This is a genomic window from Amycolatopsis sp. NBC_01488, from assembly GCF_036227105.1.
Classification (GTDB): Bacteria; Actinomycetota; Actinomycetes; order Mycobacteriales; family Pseudonocardiaceae; genus Amycolatopsis.
In genome coordinates this window covers 4,687,656-4,712,075 of the sequence record NZ_CP109434.1, presented here as the reverse complement: position 1 = coordinate 4,712,075, position 24,420 = coordinate 4,687,656, and the positions used below count along the sequence as shown (strand labels likewise).

General features: G+C 71.9%; 24 protein-coding genes. 15 read left to right on the top strand and 9 right to left on the bottom strand.

The window, feature by feature from the left end:
• Positions 1-63: 63 nt before the first annotated feature.
• The 3 genes from OG738_RS22860 to OG738_RS22850 all read right to left on the bottom strand — a co-directional run bounded on the left by OG738_RS22860 (position 64) and on the right by OG738_RS22850 (position 3,746).
• Positions 64-798: an SDR family oxidoreductase gene (locus OG738_RS22860; RefSeq protein ID WP_329056443.1), complete on the bottom strand. Its 735-nt coding sequence runs from the start codon at positions 796-798 to the stop codon at positions 64-66.
• A 287-nt stretch (positions 799-1,085) separates the two neighbouring features.
• Positions 1,086-3,005, bottom strand: a complete 1,920-nt coding sequence (locus OG738_RS22855) for a S8 family serine peptidase (protein ID WP_329056442.1) — start codon at positions 3,003-3,005, stop codon at positions 1,086-1,088.
• A 168-nt stretch (positions 3,006-3,173) separates the two neighbouring features.
• Positions 3,174-3,746: a nucleotidyltransferase family protein gene (locus OG738_RS22850; RefSeq protein ID WP_329056441.1), complete on the bottom strand. Its 573-nt coding sequence runs from the start codon at positions 3,744-3,746 to the stop codon at positions 3,174-3,176.
• A gap of 23 nt (positions 3,747-3,769) precedes the next feature.
• On the opposite strand from OG738_RS22850, the gene OG738_RS22845 reads away from it, so the two are divergent.
• Positions 3,770-4,222 (top strand): GNAT family N-acetyltransferase, encoded by a 453-nt coding sequence (locus OG738_RS22845; RefSeq protein ID WP_329056439.1) that lies wholly within the window; start codon positions 3,770-3,772, stop codon positions 4,220-4,222.
• Here OG738_RS22845 and lpdA read toward each other — a convergent pair.
• The 3 genes from lpdA to OG738_RS22830 are packed head-to-tail and all read right to left on the bottom strand — an operon-like array spanning position 4,212 to position 6,882.
• A complete protein-coding gene (gene lpdA, locus OG738_RS22840) occupies positions 4,212-5,603 on the bottom strand; it encodes a dihydrolipoyl dehydrogenase (RefSeq protein ID WP_329056438.1) in 1,392 nt (463 codons plus the stop codon). The two genes, OG738_RS22845 and lpdA, sit on opposite strands and share 11 nt — an antisense overlap.
• 49 nt (positions 5,604-5,652) lie before the next feature.
• Positions 5,653-6,423 carry a lysophospholipid acyltransferase family protein gene (locus OG738_RS22835; protein WP_329056436.1) on the bottom strand — a complete coding sequence of 257 codons (771 nt, stop codon included), beginning with the start codon at positions 6,421-6,423 and terminating at the stop codon, positions 5,653-5,655.
• Between the two features lie 54 nt (positions 6,424-6,477).
• Positions 6,478-6,882 carry a nitroreductase family deazaflavin-dependent oxidoreductase gene (locus OG738_RS22830; protein ID WP_329056435.1) on the bottom strand — a complete coding sequence of 135 codons (405 nt, stop codon included), beginning with the start codon at positions 6,880-6,882 and terminating at the stop codon, positions 6,478-6,480.
• Between the two features lie 217 nt (positions 6,883-7,099).
• On the opposite strand from OG738_RS22830, the gene OG738_RS22825 reads away from it, so the two are divergent.
• From OG738_RS22825 to OG738_RS22780, 10 genes are all read left to right on the top strand, one after another.
• The gene (locus OG738_RS22825; RefSeq protein ID WP_329056434.1) at positions 7,100-8,140 is read left to right on the top strand and encodes a LacI family DNA-binding transcriptional regulator; all 1,041 of its coding nucleotides are present in this window, start codon (positions 7,100-7,102) and stop codon (positions 8,138-8,140) included.
• An 81-nt stretch (positions 8,141-8,221) separates the two neighbouring features.
• Positions 8,222-9,355 carry a DUF993 family protein gene (locus OG738_RS22820; protein ID WP_329056433.1) on the top strand — a complete coding sequence of 378 codons (1,134 nt, stop codon included), beginning with the start codon at positions 8,222-8,224 and terminating at the stop codon, positions 9,353-9,355.
• A complete protein-coding gene (locus tag OG738_RS22815) occupies positions 9,355-10,167 on the top strand; it encodes a sugar phosphate isomerase/epimerase family protein (RefSeq protein WP_329056432.1) in 813 nt (270 codons plus the stop codon). Before OG738_RS22820 ends, OG738_RS22815 begins: the two co-directional genes overlap by 1 nt.
• Before the next feature lie 46 nt (positions 10,168-10,213).
• Complete coding sequence (locus OG738_RS22810; protein WP_329056431.1) at positions 10,214-10,876, top strand: IclR family transcriptional regulator; 663 nt, start codon at positions 10,214-10,216, stop codon at positions 10,874-10,876.
• A 16-nt stretch (positions 10,877-10,892) separates the two neighbouring features.
• Positions 10,893-11,603: a response regulator transcription factor gene (locus OG738_RS22805; protein WP_329056430.1), complete on the top strand. Its 711-nt coding sequence runs from the start codon at positions 10,893-10,895 to the stop codon at positions 11,601-11,603.
• Between the two features lie 2 nt (positions 11,604-11,605).
• Entirely contained in the window at positions 11,606-12,895 is a 1,290-nt protein-coding gene (locus tag OG738_RS22800; protein ID WP_329056429.1) for a sensor histidine kinase, read from the top strand.
• Between the two features lie 255 nt (positions 12,896-13,150).
• Positions 13,151-14,542 carry an amino acid permease gene (locus OG738_RS22795; protein ID WP_329056427.1) on the top strand — a complete coding sequence of 464 codons (1,392 nt, stop codon included), beginning with the start codon at positions 13,151-13,153 and terminating at the stop codon, positions 14,540-14,542.
• Positions 14,539-15,294 (top strand): carbon-nitrogen hydrolase family protein, encoded by a 756-nt coding sequence (locus OG738_RS22790; RefSeq protein WP_329056426.1) that lies wholly within the window; start codon positions 14,539-14,541, stop codon positions 15,292-15,294. The genes OG738_RS22795 and OG738_RS22790 overlap by 4 nt, the downstream gene beginning before the upstream one ends.
• An 8-nt stretch (positions 15,295-15,302) precedes the next feature.
• Positions 15,303-16,994, top strand: coding sequence for a flavin monoamine oxidase family protein (locus OG738_RS22785; RefSeq protein WP_329056800.1), 1,692 nt, complete (start codon positions 15,303-15,305; stop codon positions 16,992-16,994).
• Between the two features lie 69 nt (positions 16,995-17,063).
• Entirely contained in the window at positions 17,064-17,708 is a 645-nt protein-coding gene (locus OG738_RS22780; RefSeq protein ID WP_329056425.1) for a TetR/AcrR family transcriptional regulator, read from the top strand.
• Between the two features lie 108 nt (positions 17,709-17,816).
• Here the strand turns inward: OG738_RS22780 and OG738_RS22775 are convergent, their stop codons facing one another.
• Complete coding sequence (locus OG738_RS22775) at positions 17,817-18,548, bottom strand: TetR/AcrR family transcriptional regulator (protein ID WP_329056424.1); 732 nt, start codon at positions 18,546-18,548, stop codon at positions 17,817-17,819.
• A gap of 66 nt (positions 18,549-18,614) precedes the next feature.
• Between OG738_RS22775 and OG738_RS22770 the strand changes: the two genes are divergently transcribed.
• From OG738_RS22770 to OG738_RS22760, 3 genes are all read left to right on the top strand, one after another.
• Positions 18,615-19,481 carry an alpha/beta fold hydrolase gene (locus OG738_RS22770; RefSeq protein ID WP_329056423.1) on the top strand — a complete coding sequence of 289 codons (867 nt, stop codon included), beginning with the start codon at positions 18,615-18,617 and terminating at the stop codon, positions 19,479-19,481.
• 46 nt (positions 19,482-19,527) lie between these two features.
• Positions 19,528-19,983, top strand: coding sequence for a hypothetical protein (locus tag OG738_RS22765; protein WP_329056422.1), 456 nt, complete (start codon positions 19,528-19,530; stop codon positions 19,981-19,983).
• A 118-nt stretch (positions 19,984-20,101) separates the two neighbouring features.
• Positions 20,102-21,397, top strand: a complete 1,296-nt coding sequence (locus OG738_RS22760; protein WP_329051158.1) for an IS256 family transposase — start codon at positions 20,102-20,104, stop codon at positions 21,395-21,397.
• A gap of 140 nt (positions 21,398-21,537) precedes the next feature.
• Here OG738_RS22760 and OG738_RS22755 read toward each other — a convergent pair whose 3' ends face one another.
• Entirely contained in the window at positions 21,538-22,773 is a 1,236-nt protein-coding gene (locus OG738_RS22755; protein WP_329056421.1) for a PucR family transcriptional regulator, read from the bottom strand.
• A 111-nt stretch (positions 22,774-22,884) separates the two neighbouring features.
• Between OG738_RS22755 and OG738_RS22750 the strand changes: the two genes are divergently transcribed.
• Positions 22,885-23,727, top strand: a complete 843-nt coding sequence (locus OG738_RS22750) for an SGNH/GDSL hydrolase family protein (protein WP_329056799.1) — start codon at positions 22,885-22,887, stop codon at positions 23,725-23,727.
• A gap of 104 nt (positions 23,728-23,831) precedes the next feature.
• On the opposite strand, the gene OG738_RS22745 is transcribed toward OG738_RS22750, so the two are convergent.
• Positions 23,832-24,350 carry a pyridoxamine 5'-phosphate oxidase family protein gene (locus OG738_RS22745; RefSeq protein WP_329056420.1) on the bottom strand — a complete coding sequence of 173 codons (519 nt, stop codon included), beginning with the start codon at positions 24,348-24,350 and terminating at the stop codon, positions 23,832-23,834.
• Between the last annotated feature and the right edge of the window lie 70 nt (positions 24,351-24,420).

Genomic DNA, 24,420 nt, shown 5'->3' with positions numbered 1-24,420 from the left:
TTACCAACCGGTCCGCCCGGCCGTCGACCGCCGGATACCGAGTTCACCTGAATGTCGGAGCCTTCAGCCGCGGCCGATGAAGGGCATGGTGGTCGCCGTGACGGTGAGGAACTGGACGTTCGTGTCGAGCGGCAAGCCCGCCATGTAGCGCACCGCGTCGGCCACATGCCGGACGTCGAACGTCGGCTCGGCGACGACGCGGCCGTCGGCCTGCGGGATGCCCGCCGCCATCCGCTCGGTCATCTCGGTGGCGGCGTTGCCGATGTCGATCTGGCCGCAGGCGACGTTCCACGCTCGGCCGTCGAGCGAGATGGACCGCGTGAGGCCGGTGATCGCGTGCTTGGTCGCGGTGTAGGCGACGCTCGCGGGCCGCGGGACGTGCGCGGAAATGGAGCCGTTGTTGACGATCCGGCCGCCACGCGGGTCCTGGTCCCGCATGAGGCGGACGGCCTCCCGGGCGCAGAGGAACATCCCGGTGAGGTTGACGTCGACGGTCCGCTTCCAGTCCTCGACGGACAGGTCGGCCACCGTCCCGGCCGCGCCGATCCCGGCGTTGTTGACGAGCAGGTCGAGCCGCCCCCACCGCTCGCGGACCGCCGCGAACAACGCGGCGACGGAGTCTTCGGCGGAGACGTCGGTGGGCACGACGAGCGCCCCTTCGAAGCCCTCGGCGGTCTCCTCGAGAGCGGAAGCGCGCCGCCCGGCCAAGGCGACGGACCAGCCGTCGCCGAGGAGGGCCCGCGCCACCGCCCGCCCGATGCCCGATCCGGCGCCCGTGACCACCGCGGTCTTCGCCATCACGCCTCCTCCACTGCCCGCCTGGGTCTTCGCGAGCGTTTCCAGGCCGGTCTCGCCGGCAACTCGGCCACCCTACGGCCTGCGGAGCCCGGATCGTCGGGGCGATGCTCAACCGGGCCGCGCCACGTTCCGCGGGCTTCCGCAGCCGGCCCTGGCGGCGGCGCTGACCGCGGCCGGGCCGAGCCCGCCAAGGCACGAGCGATTCGCCCACCGCGGCCTCGGCTTCCACTTGCTGGCCACGCGCGAAGAGGGCCCGGCGATCGCCGGGCCCTCTTCGTGAGCGGAACCTACTTGGCCGCCACGCCCAGTGCGGCGAGCGCCGGGCCGGCCATGATCACGCCGTTGCCCGTCACCGTGTCGAACCCGGGCGCGCCCAGGTCGATGGCCGACGACACCAGCGCCGACCGGATCTGCGCCGCCGTGGCCGTCGGCTTGCCCGACAGCAGCAGCGCCGCGATCGCCGCCGCGTGCGGGGCCGCCGCCGACGTCCCGAAGAACGGCTGGAAGCCCGGCACCGACGTCGCGACGCCGTCCGCCGCCGTGATGTCCGGCTTGCTGCGGGTCGTGCCGCCCGTCGAGGACACGTTGCCCGGCGTGATCGCCGACCCGTCCGCGTTGTAGAACAGGTGACGCTTGCCGTCGGAGGAGAAGCGTTCCCACTTGCTCGCCGCCGTGAACTGGCCCGGGTACGGGCCCGCCGGGTTGGCCGGGTCGCCGGTCTCCAGCGGCCGGCCGAACGCCGGGCCGGCCGGGGCCGCCGCGACGCTGAACGCGCTGGCCGCCGCCGAGTGGCCGTTCGTGACGCCGTTGGTGCTGAACGCCTTGAGCGAACCCGAAGCCACGAACCGGCCGCGGACGACGTTCAGCGCGATGAACCGGTCCGCGCCGCTGTACTTGACGACCGCGACCTTGTAGCCGGAGCCCGTCGACGGCACGGTCGCGATCTCGTACGGGTTCTGCGCGCCGGACTGCCCGTTCTCGCTGGAGGCCACGACGCTGCCTGCCGAGTTCAGGATGAACAGGTCGTAGTCGTTGGCGGACTTGCCCCACGGGTCGGACCAGAACAGCGTCACCGGCTTGCCGAGCGAGCCCGCCGAAAGCGCGTCGAAGTTCTGCGTCGTGCCGCTCGGGTCGAAGTCGTGCGGGGTGCCGGTGACGCCGCTGATCTTCGACGCCGAGGCGCGGAAGTCGCCTTCGTAGTAGCCGCTGGTGCCGTCGGTCGCGTTGCCCGAGTTGCCGGCCGAGGAGAAGTACAGGACGCCGGCCGCGGTGACGTCGTTGACCGCCTGCGCGACCTGGGTGTCCTGGAACGGCGACTCGTCGTAGTAGGAGACGTCGTCGACGATGATCGTGCAGTGGCCGGTGGTGCGCAGCGCGCGGATGTTCGCGGCGAAGCTCGCCTCGCTGGTGAACGCGGTCGCGAAGCCGAGCGCGGCGTCCGGCGCGAGGTCGTGGACGATCTCCAGCATCGCGGTGCCTTCGTCGCCGCTGCCCTGCTGGCCGGACAGGACGTCCACCGCGGGCAGTTCGCCGGCGGTCTGCGACTTCGCCAGGGAGTCGACGCCGTCGGAGAGCACGCAGACCTTGACGCCGGAGCCGCTGACGCCGTAGGTCGCGCGGGCGGTGTCGGCGCCGTGCGCCTTGTCGCCTTCGGACACCTGGGTCGCGGCGGCGGCCTGCGCGGTCGCGGCCTGCGCGGTCGCGGCCGCGCGGAAGTCCCGGTTGGCCGGCTCGCTCCACGTCGTCGCCTGCGCGGCGGGCTTGACCTCGGCGACGTCGGCGCGGCCGGCGATCGCGTCCAAAGCGGACAGCGGGAGGTCGGCGCGGACGGCGCCGCCCGCGGCGTAGCGGACCGTGCCACCGGCGGCCTTGACCGCGCTCGCGACGGCTTGGTCGCGGGAGACGGCGATGTCGACCGAGACGGTTCCCGTGGCGCTGACGCCGACGCCCGAGCGGTAGTCGGGCAGCTTCGCGGCCAGCGACCGGTCGGCCCGCAACCGCTTCTCGACGACCAGTTGGCTCGATTGCTTGCGCTCGGCGGGGGTCAGGCTCTTCTTGATGCCCTGCAGCGCGTTGATGCCCGCCTCGGTGCGCGCGGCGGCGGCGTCCACCGTGGACGGCTGCGCCACCGAGACCCCCGTCGTCAGCAGCAAGGCGCCGACCGTCAGCGGAACCGCGTGCGCGGCGACCCGGCTGAATCTCACCATCGAATTCTCCCTGAGGCACTCGGCCGTATGACACCCAACCGGGTGTAATGGGGAGAATCTAAGGAGTGACCGGGCCCGGATCCAGCGACCAAAGTCGGGAACGTCGGCTTGCCCACATGCTGGAACGATCCGGGAAACGTGAGAACATTTCGTCCCCGCCCGGCGAAGTCACGGCCACGGCAGCACCCGCAGACGCGGCCACTGCGTCAGCCACCGGGCCGCCTTGGTCTCGTACACCTCGCGCGGCGCGAGCACCGGGTTCGGTCGCACGACCATCGCGAACAGGTCACCGAGCCCGTGCGGCGCGTGGAACCGCCAAGTCCCGTCGTCGCCGAGCCGGACGCCGACGCACGAGCAGATCGCGGGAAACGCGTCGATCGCCGCCTCGGTGCTCGCGTAGGGGCAGCACGGGATGCCGAACTTGGCTTCGTACCAGAGGTGCACCCGGGCTTCGTTGCGCACCTCCACCTCGACGGGCAGGTCTTCGCACCTGGTCGCCACGGCCCGGATCACGCGGTCTTCCGCGTCCCAGCCGAGATCGGCCGCGTCGTGGTAGACGAGGTCGTAGTCCTTGATCCCCTGTGCGGCAGCGCGTCCGTCCAGGAAGTTCCACACGGTCTGCACGACGCACCCGGCCGCGAGGTACCAGCCCGGCAGGCCGACGTCGCGGGCGCGGTGCAGCACCTCGACGAGGATCTGGTTGCGCGACAAGACGTTCCGGAGCCGATCGAAGTCCGCCATGGGACCACCGTAGGCTGTCGTACATGGGGCAGCCCGAAATCCTCCGCGCCACGCCCGCCCAGTCGGGCGCCTTGACCGCCCTGATGCACGCTTCGTCGGCGTACCAAGGCGACTACGCGTCCATCCTCGATGGGTACGTGGTCACGCCCGGCTACGTGGAAACCCATCCGACGTTCACCGCGACGACCGGCGGTGAGCTCCTCGGCTTCTATGCCCTGCTGGAGGATCCGCCGGAACTCGACATCCTCTTCGTGGCGGACGCCGCGCAGGGGCTCGGCCTCGGCGCGCGCCTGGTCGGGCACATGCTGGGCGAAGCCCGCGCACGCGGGATCACCCGCGTCCGCGTCGTCTCGCACCCGCCCGCGTTGCCGTTCTACCTGCGCATGGGTGCGCGGCGCACCGGCACGATCCCGCCGAACCCGCCGAAGGTCCGCTGGGAACGGCCGGAGCTCCGCTTCGACGTCCCTACAGGTTGATCATGTGACCGGCGAGGCCGTGGACGGCTTCCTTCACCGCTTCACCCAGCGTCGGGTGCGCGTGGACGTTCCGCGAAACCTCGTGCACCGTCAAATCCCACTGCTGCGCCAAAGTCAGCTCCGGGAGCAGCTCCGTCACGTCCGGCCCGATCAGGTGACCGCCGATCAGCTCCCCGTACTTCGCGTCGCTGATCAGCTTCACGAACCCGCCCGCGTCGCCGAGTCCTTGGGCCTTTCCGTTGGCGGTGAACGGGAACTTCGCGACGCGCACGTCGAACCCCTTCTCACGCGCCTGCTCCTCGGTCCACCCGAAGCTCGCGATCTGGGGCTGGCAGAACGTCGCGCGCGGGATCATCGGGAAGTCGAGCTCCATCGTCTCCGCGCCCGCGATCGTCTCCGCCGCCACCACGCCCATCGACTCGGACGCGTGCGCCAGCATCAGCTTCGCCGTCACGTCGCCGATCGCGAAGATGTGGCCGACGTTCGTGCGGCCGCGGCCGTCGACGGCGATCGCGCCCCGGTCCGTGAGCGCGACGCCCGTCTTCTCCAGGCCGTAGCCCTCGACGCGCGGCTGGAAGCCGATGGCCTGCAGCACCTTGTCGGCGGTGAGGACCTGCTGCCCGTTCTTCTCCGAGGACACCGTCACCTCGACCGACGAGCCGGCGTCGTCGATCGACTCCACCCGCGTCGAGGTCAGCACCTTGATGCCGAGCTTGCGGTAGCGCCGGAAGAGCTCCGCCGACACCTCGGCGTCCTCCAGCGGCACCATCCGGTCGAGGAACTCGACGATGGTGACGTCGACGCCGTAGTTGTGCAGCACGTAGGCGAACTCGACGCCGATCGCGCCCGCGCCGGCGATCACGATGCTCGACGGCAGCTCGGCCGACAGGATCTGCTCTTCGTAGGTGACGACCCGCGAACTCCGCGAGGTGCCCGGCAGCAGCCGCGTCGTCGCGCCCGTCGCGATGATGCAGTGGTCGAACGTGATCCGCGAGCCGTTCACCTCGAGGGTGTGGTCGTCGACGAACGTGCCGTGCCCGTCGAACTCGGTGATCTTGTTCTTCTTCATGAGGAAGTGCACGCCCTTGACGCGCCCGTCGGCGACCTTCCGGCTCCGCTCGTAGGCGGCCGTGTAGTCCATGCGGATCGGGCTGTCGGACGAGATGCCGAACGCCTTGGCCTCCTGCGTCACGACGTGCGCCAGCTCGGCGTTGCGCAGCAGGGCCTTCGACGGGATGCACCCGACGTTCAGGCAGACCCCGCCCCAGTACTTCTCCTCGACCACCGCGGCGCTCAGCCCCAGCTGGGACGCGCGGATCGCCGCGACGTAGCCGCCCACTCCGGCCCCCAGCACGACGACATCAAAGTGTTGTGCACTCATACACCCGAAACTACCCTTCCGAGCCTCCCCGGACGGGGTGACCCGGGCCTCAGGCGGCGACCGGCCGCTCTTCGCCGCGGATCGTCTCGAGCAGCGCCGTCACCGCCGCCATGATCCGGGCCGTCGCCTCTTCCAGCACCTCGCGGGTGAGCGGGCGATCGCGCAGGTCGGAGAGGTCCACCGGCGGCCCCGCCACCAGGTCGACCGTCTTGCGCGGGAGCCCGCGGGGGAACCACGCCGTCGAGGGCAGCAGGTGGTGGGTGCCCCAGTTGGCCACCGGGATCACCGGCGCGCCGGTCTCCAGGGCCGCGCGCACGATGCCGGTCTTGCCGCGCATCGGCCAGCCGTCCGGGTCCGTCGAGAACGTGCCTTCGGGGAAGACCGCGACGCACTCGCCGTCCCGCACCGAGGCGACCAGGTCGCGGTAGGCCTCCGCCGCCGTGGCCGCGCCGCGGTACACCGGGATGTGCCGCCCCGAGCGCATCACGCGGCCCACGACGGGCAGCTGCCACAGCGAGGCCTTCGCCAGGTACCGCGGCACGCGGCCGGCGGCGAGGCAGAACGCCGTCAGCGTCGTCGGGTCGGCGAACGACAGGTGGTTGGACGCCACCAGCACGCCCCCGGACTTCGGGATGTGGTGCGAGCCGCGCACCCGGAACCGGGTCGTCTGGACGAGGAACTGCCAGACCACCTCGATCGCGAAGCTGTACCAGGCGCCCCGGCCGGCGCGGACGAAGCGCCGGCCGTAGGCGATCATCTGGCGTCGGGTGAGCAGCGCACCCTCGGTGTCCAGGGCGGTCCAGCGGTCCATGACCGTCATTCGTAGCCGACTACCGGCCGGATCGGCCCCGGCGCGCGCCGAACGCGTCGCAGATCACAGTCGCTCGAGAACCACCACGGGAATCTCGCGGTCCGTCTTCTTCGCGTAGTTGTTGTAGTCCGGCCAGACGGCGGCGAGCTTCTCCCACAGCTTCGCGCGCTCCTCGCCTTCGGCCGTCCGCGCGCGGGCCTTGAACTTGTCCGCTTTCACCTGGACGCCGACCTCAGGGGTCTCCAGGAGGTTGAGGTACCAGCCGGGGTGGTTCGGCGCGCCGCCCTTGGAGGCCACGATCACCGGGTTGCCGTCGACTTCCTGGTAGATCAGGGCGAACTTGCGCTCCTGCCCGGTCTTGCGGCCCTTGGTGGTCAGCACCAGCGTCGGGACGCCATCCTTCCAGTCGTGGCCGACCTCGCCGTCGGTCTCCTCGTAGCGGCGGACGTGCTCGTCACCGAACAGCATGCGTGGTTCCTTTCCAGGTCGATCTGCAGTGGCGTACTCACCACTTGAAGGTTCTCCTTGTTTCCAACGCACGCGCGGCCACCGATCTTCCCGGCGGGATTCACTCGAACGGGTCAGGTCCCCCGGCCAGCGGCTTCTCCCGGCCCACCCCCCGCCCAGTAGATTGCACCGACCGAGCACGCGGAGACACTCGAGACCGACCCTGGAGGAGCCAGCCATGAAGGCCCGGCCGCACGTGACACTCGAAGACGTGGCACGCAGCGCGAACGTCTCCCTCGCGACGGCATCGCGGGTGCTCAACGGCACCGCGTCCGTCCGCGCCGACCTGCGGGAGCGGGTGTCCGCCGCCGCGGCCGAATTGGCCTACGCCCCCAACGCGCACGCCCAGGCGCTCGCCGGGGGCACCCACCGCACGGTCGGCGTGATCTGCCACGACGTCAGCGACCCGTACTTCGCGGCGATCGCCGGCGGGGTGATGCGGGTGGCGACCGACAACGGGCTGCTCGTGATGCTGGCCGGTACCTTCCGCGACCCGGACCGCGAGGTCGCCTACGTCTCGACGCTGCGCGCGCAGCGGGCCGCGGCGATCCTGCTGATCGGCTCGGCGTTCGAGGACCGCGCGTGGGAACGCGCGATGGCGGCCGAGCTGGAGCCGTACCGCCGCGGCGGCGGCCAGGTCGCGGCGGTCAGCCGCCACCGCGGCCTCAAGATCGACACCGTGCAGCCGGACAACAAGGGCGGCGCCGCGGAGCTGGCGAACGCGCTGGTCGGCCTCGGGCACAAGCGGTTCGCCGTGCTCGCCGGGCCGCGGCGGCTGAGCACGGTCATCGACCGGCTGGCCGGGTTCACCGACGCGCTCGCCGAGCACGGCATCACCCTGCACGAGGACGACGTCGTCGAAGCCGCCTTCACCCGCGACGGCGGCTACGAGGCGACCAAGCGGCTGCTCGCCGGCCGCAAGCGCAAGCTGCCGACCTGCGTCTTCGCCGTCACCGACGTGATGGCGATCGGCGCCCTCACGGCGTTGCGCGAGGAGGGCCTGTCCGTGCCGGGCGACATTTCGGTCGCCGGCTTCGACGACATCCCGGTGGTCCGCGACCTCGCCCCGGCCCTGACCACCGTCCGGCTGCCGCTGGAAGAGCTGGGCGAGCGGGCGATGGACCTGGCGATCAACGGGGCCGGGGGCACCCGCGCGCGGACCGTCAAGCTGTCCGGCGAGGTCGTCCTGCGCGAGAGCACCGGACGCCCCAAGCGCTGACCCGGTCGGGCCTTGTCGTGCCCCGCCAGAGGCCCTACCGTGGAATCCAGAAAGCGCTTTCTCACTCCCGGAGGTCTTCCGATGCTCCAGCTTCCGGTCCCCGGCGGCGGCCTCGTGGACTGGTCACCGTCCGGCCCACCGCTCCCCGGACCACCCGGCACACCGCCGTCGTCGCGGATCGCCTACGCCGCCGTGCACGTCGTCGCGGACGCGCTCGCCGACGAACCCGGCGCCGTCGACTGGGACACCACGCTGGCCTTCCGCGAGCACCTCTGGGCGCACGGGCTCGGCGTCGCGGAGGCCATGGACACCGCGCAGCGCGGCATGGGACTCGACTGGGCCACGACGAAGGAACTGGTCACGCGTACCGGGGCGATCGCCGCCGGCCGCCGGTGGTGCGCCGGCGTCGGCACCGACCAGCTCCCCGCCGGGCCGGCCACCTCGGCGTCCATTGTGGACGCCTGGCGCGAGCAGCTGGACCTGGTCGGCGGCGCGGGCGCGGTCCCCGTCGTCATGGCGAGCCGGGCACTGGCCGCGACGGCGCACGGCCCCGGCGACTACCACGCGGCCTACGGCAAGCTGCTGTCCGAAGCGAGCGGGCCGGTCCTGCTGCACTGGCTGGGCGAGCAGTTCGACCCCGCGCTGGCCGGCTACTGGGGCCACGACGACGTCCGCGCCGCGGCCCGCGAGCTGGCGGCCCTGTGCGCCGAGCACGCGGGCACCGTCGCCGGGGTGAAGGTCTCGGTGCTCGACGCCGACGTCGAGACCGAGTTCCGGCGCGCGCTGGCCGCCGGCGTCGCCTGCTACACCGGCGACGACTTCCACTACCCGCGGCTCATCGCGGGCGACGACCACGGCCACAGCGAGGCCCTGCTCGGCATCTTCGACCCGATCGCGCCGGTCGCCGCGGCCGCGCTGGCTCGTCTCGACGACGGCGACCGGGCCGGGTTCCACGCCCTGCTCGACCCGACCGTGCCGCTGGCGCGCGAGATCTTCCGCGCCCCGACCCGGCACTACAAGACCGGCGTCGTGTTCCTGGCCTACTTGAACGGCCATCAAGACCACTTCCGGATGCTGGCCGGGAGCGAGTCGGCGCGCACGATCACCCACCTCGCGACGCTGCTGCGGCTCGCCGACGAGGCCGGCGTGCTCGCCGACCCCGACCTGGCGCTCGCCCGGATGCGGCCGCTGCTGCGGGTCGCGGGGGTGGCGTGATGGACCCGCGGTTCAGCCTCAACCAGATCACCACCAAGGCCTGGTCGCTGCCGGAAGCGGTGGCCGGGTGCGCCGCGGCCGGCGTCGGCTGGATCGGGCTGTGGCGCGACAAGGTCGCGGAAACCGGCGTCGACGAGGCCGCGCGCCTGCTCGAGGAGCACGGGGTGCGGGTTTCGTCGTTGTGCCGCGGCGGGTTCTTCACCGGCGTGACACCGGACGGGTCCCCTGTGGACGGTGTGGCGCAGACGCGGGAGGCGATCGACGAGGCCGCCGCACTCGGCGCCGGCGTGCTCGTGCTGGTCGTCGGCGGGATCGCGGGCAACGACCTCGCCGCGTCCCGGCAGCGCGTCGCGGACGCCGTGGGCGAGCTCGCGCCGTACGCCGGGGAGCGCGGCGTCCGGCTCGGCCTGGAGCCGCTGCACCCGATGCAGTGCGCGGACCGGTCGGTGTTGTCCACTGTGGACCAGGCGCTGGCGATCGCCGTCGAGCACCCGGCCGCACAGGTCGGGGTGATCGTCGACGAGTTCCACGTCTGGTGGGACCCGCGGATCGAGGAGTCGATCGCCGCGGCCGCCGGCCGGATCGCCGGGTTCCACGTGTGCGACGTGCTGGTGCCGCTGCCCGACCCGCTGCTGGGCCGCGCGCTGCCGGGTGACGGCCCGATCGACCACCGCCACCTGCGCGCGGCCGTCGAAGCCGCGGGCTACACCGGCCCGATCGAGGTCGAGGTGTTCAACGCCGAGGTGTGGGCGCGGCCGGGCGCCGAGGTGCTCGCCGAGACCGTCGCGGCCTTCGAGCGCCACGTGGCCTGAGCCGTCCGCCGGTAGGCTGGGCCCGTCAGGCGGACGGGGGCGCTCGATGATGGCGGAAGACGACGGAGCGGTCCGGAGCGTGCTGCGCGCGTTCGACCTGCTCGCCCTCTTCACCGAACGCCGCCGGACGTGGGCGGTCAAGGACCTCACCGCCGCGAGCGGCCTCGCGAAGACGACCGTGCTGCGGCTGGTCGCCACGTGCGAGCAGCGCGGCCTGCTCTGGACGCGGCCGGACGGGCGGGTCACCGTCGGGCCGGGGATGCTGCGCTGGGCGCAGCTCGCGAACACGGCGTGGCAGCTGCCCGAGCCGGTCCGGCAGATCCTGCGCGAACTCGCGGAGGAACACGGCGAAACGGTCAACCTGTACGTCCGCAGCACCGAAGCGCTCGTCTGCGTGGCCCAGCAGGAGGGCTCGCGGGCCATCCGGCACGTCGGCCGTGTCGGGGACGAACTGCCGCTCGGGTGCGGGGCCGCCGGGCAGGTGCTCGCCGGCGGCGAGGGCACGGCCGTCAGCCACGGCGAGCCGGAGCCGGGCGCGTCCAGCGTCGCCGCCCCGGTGCTCGACGCCGACGGGCGGCTGCTGGCCGCGCTGGCCGTCACCGGCCCGACCACGCGCTTCACGGCGGACGCGGTGGCGCGGCTCGGCGCGGGAGTGACGGATGCCTCACGCCGTATTTCGCGGATCGGTTTCGGTGCGCGGCCGGAGTAGAACGTAGGCTCCCCGCATGCCGAACCTGCTGGTGGTGGAAGACGACGCGGCGATCGGCAGCGTGCTCGAATCGACCCTGCGACTGCACGGTTACCAGGTGTGCTGGCGCCGCGACGGCCGTACCGCGCTGCAGGCCACCGCGTCCGGCGACTTCGACCTGGTGCTGCTCGACCTGGGCCTGCCCGATCTCGACGGCGTCGAGGTCTGCCGGCGGCTGCGGACCGCGCTGCCCGCGACGGTGCTGGTGATCCTCACCGCGCGGCAGGAGGAGATGGACGTCGTCGTCGGCCTCGACGCGGGCGCCGACGACTACCTCACCAAGCCGATCCGGCTGGGTGAGCTGCTGGCCCGGGTGCGCGCGCACCTGCGCCGCGGCGCGCCGGCCGGTGCCCGCCCCCCGGTGACCGTCGGCGGGCTGACCGTCGACATCGCCGGCCGCCGCGCCACCCTCGGCGGGCGCGAGGTCGTGCTGCGGGCCAAGGAGTTCGACCTGCTGGCGCGGCTGGCCGAGCAGCCCGGGGTCGCCGTCAGCCGCGAGACGCTGATGGCCGAGGTCTGGGACGCGCACTGGTACGGCTCGACGAAGACCCTGGACGTGCACATCGCGGCGGTGCGCCGCAAGCTCGCGTCGGCCGCCGAGCCCGGCGCCGAGGTGCCCCGGATCGCCACCCTGCGCGGTCACGGGTACCGGCTGGAGGACCCCTCCCGGTCCCTCGCCGAAGGCTAGCCGTGCGCCGCCGGATCATCTCCCTGACGGTGCTGGCCGCCCTGGTCGCGACCGTGCTGTTCGCGCTGCCGCTGTTCATCGCGGCGATGCAGTACTACCGCGACGACACGAAGTCGGAGCTGGAGCGGGCCGCGGACGCCGTCGCGCTCGCCGTCTCCGACGAGCTGACCGCCGGCCGGACGCCGGCCGTGCCGCGGCTCGACGACGAAGCCGAGGCCGAGACCGGGATCTACGGCCCGGACGTACGGCTGCTCGCCGGGCACGGTCCCGCCGTCGGCGGCTCGGTCGAGCGGCAGGCGGCGAGCGCCACGGTCGACGTCGTCCTCGGCCGCGAAGCCGACGAAGTGGTCCTGGCGGTCCCGGTGATCAGCGGTTCCCGGGTGACCGGGGTGGTCCGCGCCGCGCTGCCGATGTCGGAGCTGCGCCTGCGAGTCGCGCTGACCTGGCTCGGCATGGCCGGGCTCGCGATCGCGGCGATCGGGGTCAGCTGGCTGCTGGCCCGCCGGGTCACGACGCGGCTGGTCCGGCCCCTGGAGGAGCTGGCCGCCGCGGCCGGACGGCTCGGCGACGGCGACTTCACCGCCCGCGGCCCGCGCGCCGGGATCACCGAGATCGACCGCGTCGGCGAAGCGCTGGACGCCACCGCCACCCGGATCGGCGAGACCCTCGAACGCGAACGCGCGTTCTCGGCGGAGGCGTCGCACCAGCTGCGCAACCCGCTGACCGGGCTGCGCCTGCAGCTGGAGGCCGCGCTGGAGACGCCGGACGCGGACCCGCACGCGGCGATCCGCGCCGGGATCGCGTCCGCCGACCGCCTGGAACGCACCATCGAGGACCTCCTGGCGCTGGGCCGCGAACGCCGGGCACCGCGCGCCGAGCTCGATCTCGAGGCCCTGCTGGAGGAGGTCCGCCAGGCGGGCGAAGCACTGCTGGCCCCGCACGGCCGGACGCTGCGGATCATCCGCGAGGACCCGCCGACGGCGCGGGTGGCGGCCGCCGCGGTCCGGCAGGTGCTCGGCGTGCTGCTGGACAACGCGGCGACGCACGGCCGCGGCACGGTGACGCTGGTCGCCCGCGACGCCGGGGACGCCCTGGCCATCGACGTCGCCGACGAGGGCCCCGACCTGGGCGAAACGGACCCGTTCGCGACGGCGGCCGCCGGGCACGGGATCGGCCTGCCGCTGGCGCGCAGCCTCGCCGAGGCCGAGGGCGGCCGGCTACGCCTGAGCCGCCCCGACCCGCCGACATTCACCCTGCTCCTCCCGGCCGCCGAACCACCCACCCCGACGTGACTCCCGGGGCAGCACCCGTGTCCGGAGGGGCATCGGGCGTGATCAGGGAGGCATCACGGGTGTCTGGAGGGGCATCAGCCGTGATGCCCCCCTGATCACGCGTGATGCCCTCGCAAGCACGTGAGATGCCTCTTACCGCACGCGGAACGATTCGCCATGATTCGTGCGCCGTGTGCAATGAATCACCTGTGATTCGTCTGTACGCGCAATGTTCTCCTGTTTTGCGTGCCGGGGACGGCCGATACCGTCGTCGGCATGAATCTGCGAGCCGCGACGGTGCGGCGGAAACCGGTCGCCGACCTGGTCGCCGAAAGTGATCACGGCACGTTGAAGCGGTCGCTCGGACTCGGGCAGCTGACCACCCTGAGCATCGGCGCGACGCTGGGCAGCGGGATCTTCGTCGTGCTCGGCGAAGCCGTGCCGGTGGCCGGGCCGGCCGTGGTCCTGTCGTTCGTGCTCGCCGGCGTCACCGCGCTCTTCTCCGCGCTGTCCTACGCCGAACTCGCCGGCATGATCCCGCTGTCCGGTTCGTCCTACTCCTACGCCTACGCCACGCTCGGCGAGCTGGTCGCGTGGGTGTGCGGCTGGTGCCTGGTCCTCGAATACGGCGTGTCGGTGGCGTCGGTCGCGGTCGGCTGGGGGCAGTACCTCAACGAACTGCTGCGGCTGGCGTTCGGCTTCGCCATCCCGGACGCGCTCAGCCAGCCGCCGGGCTCGGGCGGCATCGTCAACGTGCCCGCCATCGTCGTCGTGCTGCTCGCGATGCTCCTGCTGCTGTCCGGCGCGAAGGAGAGCGCGCGGGCCAACACGATCATGGTCGCGGTGAAGATCGGCACGCTGGTGCTGTTCTGCGCGATCGCGTTCACCGCGGTGAAGGCGCGGAACTTCACGCCCTTCCTGCCGCTCGGGCTGGCCGGGATGAGCGCGGGCGGCGCCAAGCTGTTCTTCTCCTACATCGGGTTCGACGCGGCGTCGACCGCCGGCGAGGAGGCCAAGAACCCGCAGCGCGACCTGCCCCGGGCGATCCTGCTCTCGCTCGGCATCGTCACGGTCCTGTACTGCCTGGTCGCCGTGGCCGCGGTCGGCGCGCTGCCGTGGCAGGAGTTCGACGGCCAGGAAGCCGCGCTGTCGCACGTCCTCTCCGTCATCTCGGGCAACCCGTTCTGGGCCGGCCTGCTCGCCGTCGGCGCGATCGTGGCGATCTCCAGCGTCGTGCTGACGGTCCTCTACGGACAGACGCGCATCCTGTTCGCGATGTCCCGCGACGGCCTCGTCCCGAAGTCCTTGTCCAAAGTGGACCCGAAGACCGGCTCGCCGCGGCTCAACACGCTCGTGGTCTCGGCCTTCGTCGCCGCGCTGGCCGCGTTCATCCCGCTGGGCAAGCTCGCCGACGCCACCAGCATCGGGACGCTGTTCGCGTTCCTGCTGGTCAACATCGCCGTCCTGCTGCTGCGGCGGCGCCAGCCCGACCGGCCGCGTACGTTCCGCGTGCCGCTCTCGCCGGTGACACCGCTGCTGGGCGTGCTGTGCTGCGGCTACATGATGTTCAGCCTCGACGGCGCCACCTGGGCGGTCTTCGGCGCCTGGATGGCGCTCGGCCTGCTGATCTACTTCGGCTACGGGATCCGGCGGTCGAGGCTGGCATGAGGGTCGCGATCCACCAGGGCCCGGCCGACGCGCTGCCCGACGCCGTGGCCGCGTCCGGCGCCGACCTCGTCGTCACGGCCGAGATGAGCACCACCGGCTACCACATCGGCGCCCGGACGCACGAACTCGCCGAACCGGCCGACGGCCCCACCGCGGCGCGGATGTCCGCGCTGGCCGGGGAAACCGGCGTCGCACTGGCGTACGGCTACCCGGAAGCCGACGGTGGCGACGTCTACAACAGCGTCCAGCTCATCGACGCCTCCGGGCAGCGGCGGGCGAACTACCGCAAGACGCACCTGTTCGGCGACCTCGACCAGGCGTGGTTCACCCCGGGCGACGAGCCGGTCGTGCAGGCCGACGTCGCCGGTGTCCGCGTCGGGCTGCTGATCTGCTACGACGTCGAGTTCCCCGAGCTGGTCCGGGCGCACGCGCTGGCCGGCACCGAGCTGCTGCTCGTCCCGACGGCGTTGATGAGCCCGTACGAGCTGGTCGCCGACACGCTGGTACCGGCGCGGGCCTACGAGAGCCAGCTGTTCGTTGCCTACGCCAACCGTTGTGACGTCGAACGGGAACTGACCTACTGCGGGCGCTCCTGCGTCGTCGCCCCGACCGGCGAGGTGCTGGCCCGCGCCGGGGCGGATCCCGCGTTGCTCACCGCGGAAGTCACTCGCGACGCGCTCGCCGCGTCGCGCCTGGAGAACACCCACCTGGCCGACCGGCGGCCCGAACTGTACCGAGGAACCACCGCATGACCTCCGCTTTGCCGACCGCGATCCCGACTGCGATCCCCCGGGACGAGCCGGCGGGCCGCCCGATCACGATGTTCGGCCCCGACTTCCCGTTCGCCTACGACGACTACCTCGCCCACCCCGCCGGGCTCGGCTCGGTCCCGGCCCACCGGCACGGCACCGAGGTGGCGGTGATCGGCGGCGGCCTCTCCGGCATCGTCACCGCGTACGAGCTGCTGAAGCTCGGCCTCCGGCCGGTGGTCTACGAGATCGCGGAGATCGGCGGCCGGCTGCGCACCGTGCGGTTCCCCGGCTGCCCGGACGACGTCGTCGCCGAGATGGGCGCGATGCGCTTCCCACCCGCGTCGACCGCGTTGTTCCACTACATCGACAAGGTCGGCTTGGAGACGACGCCGTTCCCCAACCCGCTCGCGCCGGGGACGCCGAGCACGGTCGTCGACCTCAAGGGACAGAGCCACTACGCGCGGACACCGGCCGATCTGCCGCAGGTGTTCGCCGACGTCGCCGCCGCGTGGGACCGGACGCTCGCCGAGCACGCGTCGTTCGCCGAGATGCAGACCGCGATCCGCGACCGCGACGCGAAGACGATCAAGCGGCTGTGGAACGAGCTCGTCCCGAAGCTGGACAACCAGACGTTCTACGGCTTCCTCTGCGACTCCCCCGCGTTCGCCTCCTTCCGCCACCGCGAGATCTTCGGGCAGGTCGGCTTCGGCACCGGCGGCTGGGACACCGACTTCCCCAACTCCATCCTGGAAATCCTGCGCGTCGTCTACACCGGCGCCGACGACGAGCACCGCAGCATCGTCGGCGGCAGCAGGCAGCTCCCGCTGCGGCTGTGGGAGCACGCGCCGACGGACCTCGCTTTCTGGCCCGCCGGAACGTCGTTGGCTTCCTTGCACGAAGGCGGGCCGCGCCCGGGCGTCACGAGACTGCACCGGACGGCGCCCAACAACATCACGGTGACCGACGCGTCCGGGCACATCCGGACGTTCCCGGCGGCGGTGTTCACCGCCCAGAGCTGGATGCTGCTGTCCCAGATCGAATGCGACGAAGCGCTGTTCCCGATCGACCACTGGACGGCGATCGAGCGCACGCACTACATGGAGTCGTCGAAGGTGTTCGTGCCGGTCGACCGGCCGTTCTGGCTCGACCCCGACCCGGCGACCGGCCGCGACACGATGAGCATGACGCTCACCGACCGGATGCCGCGCGGCACCTACCTGCTCGGCGACGACCCGTCCGCACCGGCGGTGATCTGCCTGTCCTACACGTGGGCCGACGACTCGTCGAAGTGGCTACCGCTTTCGGTGACCGAGCGCGTCGAGGTGATGCTCCAGTCGCTGCGCGAGATCTACCCGGGCGTCGACGTCCGGCGGCACATCATCGGCGACCCGGTGACCGTGTCGTGGGAGGCGGAACCGCACTTCATGGGCGCGTTCAAGGCGAACCTGCCCGGGCACTACCGCTACCAGCACCGGCTCTTCACGCATTTCATGCAGGACGCGCTGGCGGAGCGTCACCGCGGCCTCTTCCTGGCGGGTGACGACGTCTCGTGGACGGCGGGCTGGGCCGAGGGCGCGGTCCAGACCGCACTCAACGCGGTTTGGGGCGTGCTGCACCACTTCGGCGGCGAGACGCACCCCGCGAACCCGGGCCCCGGCGACAGTTTCGCGGACCTCGCCCCGATCACGCTGCCGGACTGAGCGTGCCCCGATCGTGCCACCCCGGGTGACCGAGCTGCCCGGGACCACCGGTCATGCGACGATGGAACCATGAACACCGAGCCGGCGCCGAGATGGCGAAGACTGGAACCGGACGAACGAAAGGAACAGATCTACGCTTGCGCGGCGCGGCTGTTCGGTGACCGGCCCTACTCCGAAGTGTCCACTTCGGACATCGCCGCGGCGGCCGGCGTCGCGCGGGGGCTGATCAACCACTACTTCGGCACGAAACGCGAGCTGTACCTGGAAATCATCCGCCGCGCGCTGACCGTGCCGCGCCTCGCGGTGGAAATCCTGCCGGACGGGCCGCTCGAACTGCGCGCCGACGTCGCCATCGAGTGGTTCCTGGACATGGTCACCAGCCAGGAGCGGATGTGGCTGGCCGCGATCGCCCCCGAGGGCATCGGCCGCGACCTCGAGGTGGAGCGGATTCTCGAGGAGGCGGACCGCGAATCGGCCGACCGCGTGCTCGAAGCCGTCGGGCTGTCCAGCGAAAGCGAACACGGCCCCGAGCTCAACGCGCTCGTGCGGGCGTTCGGCGGGATGGTGAAGTCCGCCGGCCGCGAATGGCTCGTGCGCGGATCCCTGACCCGCGCCCAGGTGCACCTGCTGCTGTCCAAGTCGCTCGTCACGCTCGTCGGCGAGATCTTCCCGGCGATCCAGGCGGAACCGCCGCGTCCGGCCGGTCGCGAATAGACCGAAGCCCCCGGCGCCACGAGGGGGAGGAGGGCGCCAGGGGCTCCGGGTCGGCGGACGGACCACCGACGCACGCCCACGGTACGCCCGGGCGCTGTCAAGTCGCTGTCAACCCGTCGCGTCCGGTTCGCGGAGCTCTTCGAGCCGGTGCGCGAGCCCGTCGAGGCACCGCCGGACCGCGTAGTCGTACAGCTGCGCGTAGTAGCCCGCGGCGAGGTCGGGATCACCCATCAGGTCGTGCATCGCGGCGCCGAGCTCGGCCATCCCCGGCAGGTCGGCCCGCTCGCGGTAGGTCGCGTACTCCTCGGTGTTGTCGATCCGCAGCGCCAGCGCGCCGTCGCGGTCGTCCTCCATCGCGACGAACTGGCACGCGGTCATCAGCAGCAGGTTGTAGGCCAGCACGCTTTCCCGGCCGAAGCCCGCCCTCAGCAGCACGCCGACGCCCGCGTCGATGCTGCGCGTGGCCGCTTGGACGGACGGGCCGAACAGCGCGAGCCGGCGCGCGCAACCCGGGTAGCCGCGCAGCAGCGCGCGCAGCCCGGCGAGCAGCTCGGTGAACCAGTCCTGCCACGGCAGGTGCTCCTCGGGCAGCTCCAGCAGGCCGACCACCCGGTCGACGACGGCGTTGACCACCGCGTCCCGGTCGCCGACGTGGTGGTAGATCACCGCGGGGTAGGCCTCCACGGCGCGGGCGAGCTCCCGCAGCGTCCAGTTGTCGAGGCCGCGTTCGCCGGTCAGGGTCGTCGCCGCGCTGATGATCCGGTCGGCCGTGAGCGCCGGGAGTCCCGCCGCGGCCCGTGACCGTGGGCGCTGTCCGGTACCCGAGGATGAGGTCGGCATGGGGCGTAACGGTAACCGCACGAGTGGGACCGTGCCAGCTCCACGCGGGTACGGCAGGATCGAGGCATGCCACGCGCACAGGCCAACGGTCTCGAGCTCGAATACGACACCTTCGGCGATCCGGACAATCCGCCGCTGGTGCTGGTGATGGGCCTCGGCGCCCAGATGATCACCTGGGAGGACGCGTTCTGCGAGCTGCTCGCCGGCCGCGGGTTCTTCGTGGTGCGCTACGACAACCGCGACGTCGGGCTCTCCACCTGGCTCGACGAGCTGCCCGCGCCGGACCTGGCCGCGCTGGCGGGCGGCGACCTGACGACGGCGCCGTACCGCCTGTCGGACCTGGCCGACGACGCCGTCGGGCTGTTCGACGCGCTCGGCATCGCGCGGGCGCACGTCGTCGGCGCGTCGATGGGCGGGATGATCGTGCAGCAGCTGGCCATCGACCACCCGGACCGGCTGCGGTCGGTCACGTCGATCATGTCGACCACCGGGGATCCGGCGGTCGGGCAGGCCCAGCCGTGGGCGCTGGCGCTGCTGACGCGGCCGCCGGCGTCGACCCGCGAGCAGGCGCTGGCCGACAGCGTCGACGGCTACCGGCAGCTCGGCTCCCCCGGCTATCCCGACGACGAGGCGTTCCTGCTGGCCAAGGCGACGCTGCACTACGACCGCGCCCGCCACCCGGTGGGCACGCTGCGCCACGCGGCGGCGGTGCTGGCATCCGGCGACCGCACGTCGGGACTGCGTTCGGTGCGGCTGCCGGCGCTGGTCGTGCACGGCGACGCCGACCCGCTGATCGACGTCAGCGGCGGCAAGGCGACCGCGGAGGCGATCCCGGGCGCGGAGCTGCTGGTGATCCCGGGCATGGGCCACAACCTGCCGCGCGCGGTGTGGCCCACGCTGGCCGACGCGATAGAGCGCGTGACGGGTCAATAGCGCGTCAAGATTCTCGGGGCCGGCCGTACGGAATGTGTCCTGGCTCATGCTCGCCGGTGGTCCCGGGGCTTTGCTGGACGGCATGAGTGGTGGCTTCGGATTCCCGTTCGGCTGTGTGGCCGCGGTGGTCGCGGCGCTGGTGGCGGAGGTCTGCGGGGCGACGGGCCATCCGTGGTACGCGCTGGTCACGCTCGGTGTGGTCGTCTTGCTGACCGCGTTCTGGAGTCCGCTCGCCGCCGGGTTCGGGGTCGCGGTGGTGGCCTGGGCGCTGGACTCGGGATTCGTGCTCGGCCGGGCCGGCGAACTCACGTTCTCCCCCGCGTCGGCCTTCGCGGCGCTGACGCTCTTCGCGCTTCTCGCGCTGGGCCTCCTCGCCCGCCTCGCCGCCCGCCCTCCCGTGCGAATCCCGGCGCCCCGCCGTCCCGTGTCGACCCCCCGATCACGCGAGATCGCTCTCCAATCACGCGAGTTCCGCCTCCAGTCACGCGAATCCCGAACCTGATCACCCGAACCGACTTTCCCAGTACGCGAGCCGACCGTTCCGGACGGGACTGTTCCAAGATCGGTGTTTCCGGCCCGACACGCCGGGCTGAGGTCTGGCGGGATGGGCACTGTGAGTGATGACATCGGAGCTTGTGAGTCCACGTAAGCGTGAGTCCGAGCCGGCGCGGGAGCTGTCGCCGGAGCAGGCCGCCGCGGCGGCGATGGTGGCCGAGGCGAAGGCTCGCGGGCTGGCACTGACCGGCCCGGACGGCCTGCTGAAGCTGTTCACCAAGAACGTGCTGGAAACCGCCCTCAACGAAGAGATGACCGAGCACCTCGGGCACGAGAAGAACCAGGCCGACCCGGGCCGTGAGTCGACGAACGTGCGCAACGGTGCACGGCCGAAAACGGTGATCTCGGATGCCGCCGGCGAAGTTCAGATCGAGGTTCCGCGGGACCGGGAGAGCACGTTCGAGCCGCAGATCGTGAAGAAACGGCAACGGCGGCTCACAGATGTGGACGAAATCGTGCTGTCGCTGTATGCGAAAGGGATGACCACCGGCGACATATCCGCGCATTTCGCCGAAATCTACGGAGCTTCGGTCAGCAAGGAGACGATCTCGCGGATCACCGACAAGGTTGTCGCCGAAATGAACGACTGGGCCAACCGCCCGCTCGACGCCGTGTACGCGGCGGTGTTCATCGACGCAATCCACGTCAAGGTCCGCGACGGGCAGGTCGCCAACCGGCCCGTCTACGCTGCCATCGGGGTCACCGTGGATGGCCGCAAGGACGTCCTGGGCCTGTGGATGGGCGCCGGTGGCGAGGGGGCAAAGTTCTGGATGAGCGTGCTGATCGACCTGAAGAACCGCGGCGTGGCCGACGTGTTCTTCCTCGTCTGTGACGGCCTCAAAGGGCTTCCCGATACGGTGGCGAACGTCTGGCCGAAAACTATTGTTCAAACCTGCATTGTCCACTTGATCCGGAACACCTTCCGGTTGGTTTCGAGTCGGGATTGGGACGCGGTGAAGCGGGACATCAAACCCGTCTACACTGCACCCAGTCCGGATGCCGCGGCTATCGCGATGGACGAACTCGAGGAGAAATGGAGGAAGAAGTACGGGGCAATGATCCGGCTCTGGCGCAACGCCTGGGAGGAGTTCATTCCGTTCCTCGATTACGACGTCGAGATCCGGACGATGATCTGCTCGACGAACGCGATCGAATCATTGAATGCCCGTTATCGGCGGGCGATTCGTGCGCGGGGGCATTTCCCGACCGAGCAGGCCGCGATGAAGTGTCTGTATCTTGTGACCCGCAGCCTGGACCCGACCGGGACAGGCCGCGCCCGATGGACGATGCGCTGGAAACCAGTGATCAACGCGTTCGCCATCACCTTCGGTGACCGCTGGCCGGGAGCCGAGACCTACTGAACAACAACGCCGGAAACACCGATCACGGGATAGACCCTTCCGGTCCACCGAACTCGCGTGATCCGGCCCGTATCTCGCGTGATCAGAGGCGGAACTCGCGTGATTGGAGGGGCATCTCGTGTGATTGACGGGACGACACGTCAGCGTGGGGGTGCAGCCCGGCGGGCCGCCAGGGCCGCGATGATGCGCGGGAGGCCGGCCGGGTGGAGGGGGTCGATGTCCGTCAGGTCGCGGACGCGGCGCAGGCGGTAGTCGACCGTGTTGGGGTGGACGTGCAGGCGAGCCGCCGTGCGACGGCGGTTCGTGTCCAGCTCCAGGTACGTCGACAGCGTTTCGACCAGCTCCGGGTGCGCGTCCAGCGGTGCGAGCGCGGCCGCGAGCCGGTCGCGGGCCTCGCCCGGGCGGGTCAGCTGGTACTCCACCAGCACGTCGTCGAGGCGGTACAGCCCCGGCGGACGGCCGAACCAGCGCAGCACGTCCAGCACCTCACCTGTCCGCCCCGCCACTTCCCGAACTTCCGACGGCGCCGCCGTGTCGGCCGCCGCCAGCACGTCCACGCCCGCCGCGCGCCCGGCCGCGGCCAGCAGCGAACCCCACTCCGAGACGGTCGACAACCGGCCCACCAGCGGCAACAGGACGAGCCCGCCCGGGCCGTCCAGCGACGCCAGCACGCCGTCGCCGCAGGACTGCTCGAACGCCGCCAGGAACCGGCGCAGCTTCCGCCGGATCGCGATGTCCGCGTCGACGCCGGGGGACGCCTCGTCGGCGTGCGGCCCCAGCTCGACGCTCAGCACCAAGTACCGCGCCGGCAGCGTGATCCCGGCGCTGCGGGCGACGACGTCGACGGGACCGCCGTCGGCCAGCACCGAGAGCAGCGTGCGGCGCGCGGTGTGCTCCTGCCCGACCTTCGTGCGCAGTTCCTCCAGGTACCCCCGCGTGACCGCGCCGGTGACGGTGCCGACGAACGCGAGCACCCGGTCGGCGACGTCGAGGAGGTCGGCGACGTCGCCGCGGCCCGCGTCGGCCGAGCCGACGGCGAAGATCTCCCGCGCGCCGACGTGGTACGCGGTCAGCACGGCCTCCAGCGGAAAGCCCTCTTCAGCCCGGCGGACCGCGGACGAGCCGATCTGCCGCAGCTCGGCGTCGTTGAGCTGCCGGTCTTCGCGCAGGCTGCGGGCGAACGCGCGCACCGCCTGCTGGGTGATCCGCGCGATGTCGCCGGCGAGCTCCTCCACCGGCAGCCGCCGGTAGTCGGCGACCTGCTCCTGGATGCGCGCCAGCACCCGCGCGATCAGCTGCGGCTCCTCCTGGGTGAGCCGCTCGTGGACGCGCTGCCCGCCGAGGGCCAGGTCCCCGCCGGGCTTGTGCTCCGTCACAACCGATCCCCTCGTTCTCTGCCCGGATTCCCAGTCAATCCGGCCACCCTCGGTGCCGATGGTGTCACGGAAGCCAACCATCAGCACAGCGTCAAGGAGGACGGCGTGCGAGTGAGGACAACGGCGTTCATCACGGTCCTGGTCGCGGCACTGGCGACGACGGCGGGTACGGCGGAGGCGAGCACCACCGGGGAGTACGTGGCCCTGGGCGACTCGGCGGCGGCCGGCCCGCTGATCCTGCCCCCGGACCTCTCCTCCCCGGGCTGCCTGCGGTCGCTCGCGAACTACCCGCACGTCGCCGCGAAGCGGCTCGGCGTCCCGCTCCAGGACGTCACCTGCTCCAGCGCGACGACCGCGGACATGTACGCACCGCAGTCGACGGAGACCGGCGCGGTCCCGCCGCAGCTCGACGCGCTCGGCGCGACCACGAAGACCGTCACGGTGACCATCGGCGGCAACGACGTCGGCCTGGTCGGGGCGGCGACCGGCTGCATCAACCTGCTACCCGGCATCAACCCGGACTGCGTCGACCGCTACACGGCCGGCGGTCACGACCAGCTGGCCGAGAAGATCGCGGCGTTCGAACCGACGTGGGGCGCGCTGCTGGACGCGATCCACGCTCATGCCCCGAACGCGGCCGTATTCGTCGCCGGGTACGGCACGTACCTGCCGCACAACGGGTGCTGGCCGGTCGCGCCCCTGACCCCGCGCGACGCGAACTACATCCAGGGCAGCATCGACAAGACGAACGCGGCACTCGCCCGCCAGGCGGCCGCGCACAACGCACGGTACGTCGACGTCCGGACGGCGTCGATCGGACACGACGTGTGCAAGCTGCCCGGGGTGAAGTGGTTCGAGAGCGTGATCCCGACCTCGGTGGCGGCCCCACTGCACCCGAACGCGGACGGCATGCGCCACATCGGAGCACTCGTAGCGGCGTCGATCGGCGGCTGAGCCCGGCCTCGGCGCCGTCCGATCGAGGTGCCGTCCCCCTGGGGCGGCACCGCGCGACGGCGCCACGGGCGCCGGTTGACACCACGTGGGCTCATCCGCGGCGGTCAGCGGCTGAAGTCCCAGCGGCTGGCGCCGTGCGGTTCGGCGCCGGCGACGCCGACCGCGCGGTGCAGCGTGAGCCGGTACAGGTTCCACGGCGGGGGTCCGGCGCTCGGCGCGGTGAACGGGGCCGTCAGCCCGTCGCCGACGACCGTGGCGGGCCAGCCACCCTCGCGGTAGACGGCGGCGACCCGCTCCAGGGTCGGTGCATCGGTGACGCGGTGGGCCTCGCCCTCCATCGTGAGGTCCAGCCCGTTCAGGCGCACCGACACGCTGCACGCCGGGTTCGCCGCGAGGTTGCGGGACCGGCGCGTGCCCGGGCCGCCCTTGAAGTACAGCGCGCCGTCCACCCAGACGGCGCCGACACCCGCGGCGTGCGGGCGGCCGTCGGGGCGGACGGTTCCGACGAAGAACGTCAGGGTCTCGTGCGGGGTCTGGGTGGCGAGGAGGTCGCGCGCCCTGCTCCACGGCAGCGCCGCGGACCCGTTCTGGTCGAGGTTCTCGGTGTGCGTCGGCTCGGTCATACCTACGCGTCGAACGGGACGACCGCGGATCGACACGCGGCGAGGGTTTCGCGCCACCGAGGCGGAGTAT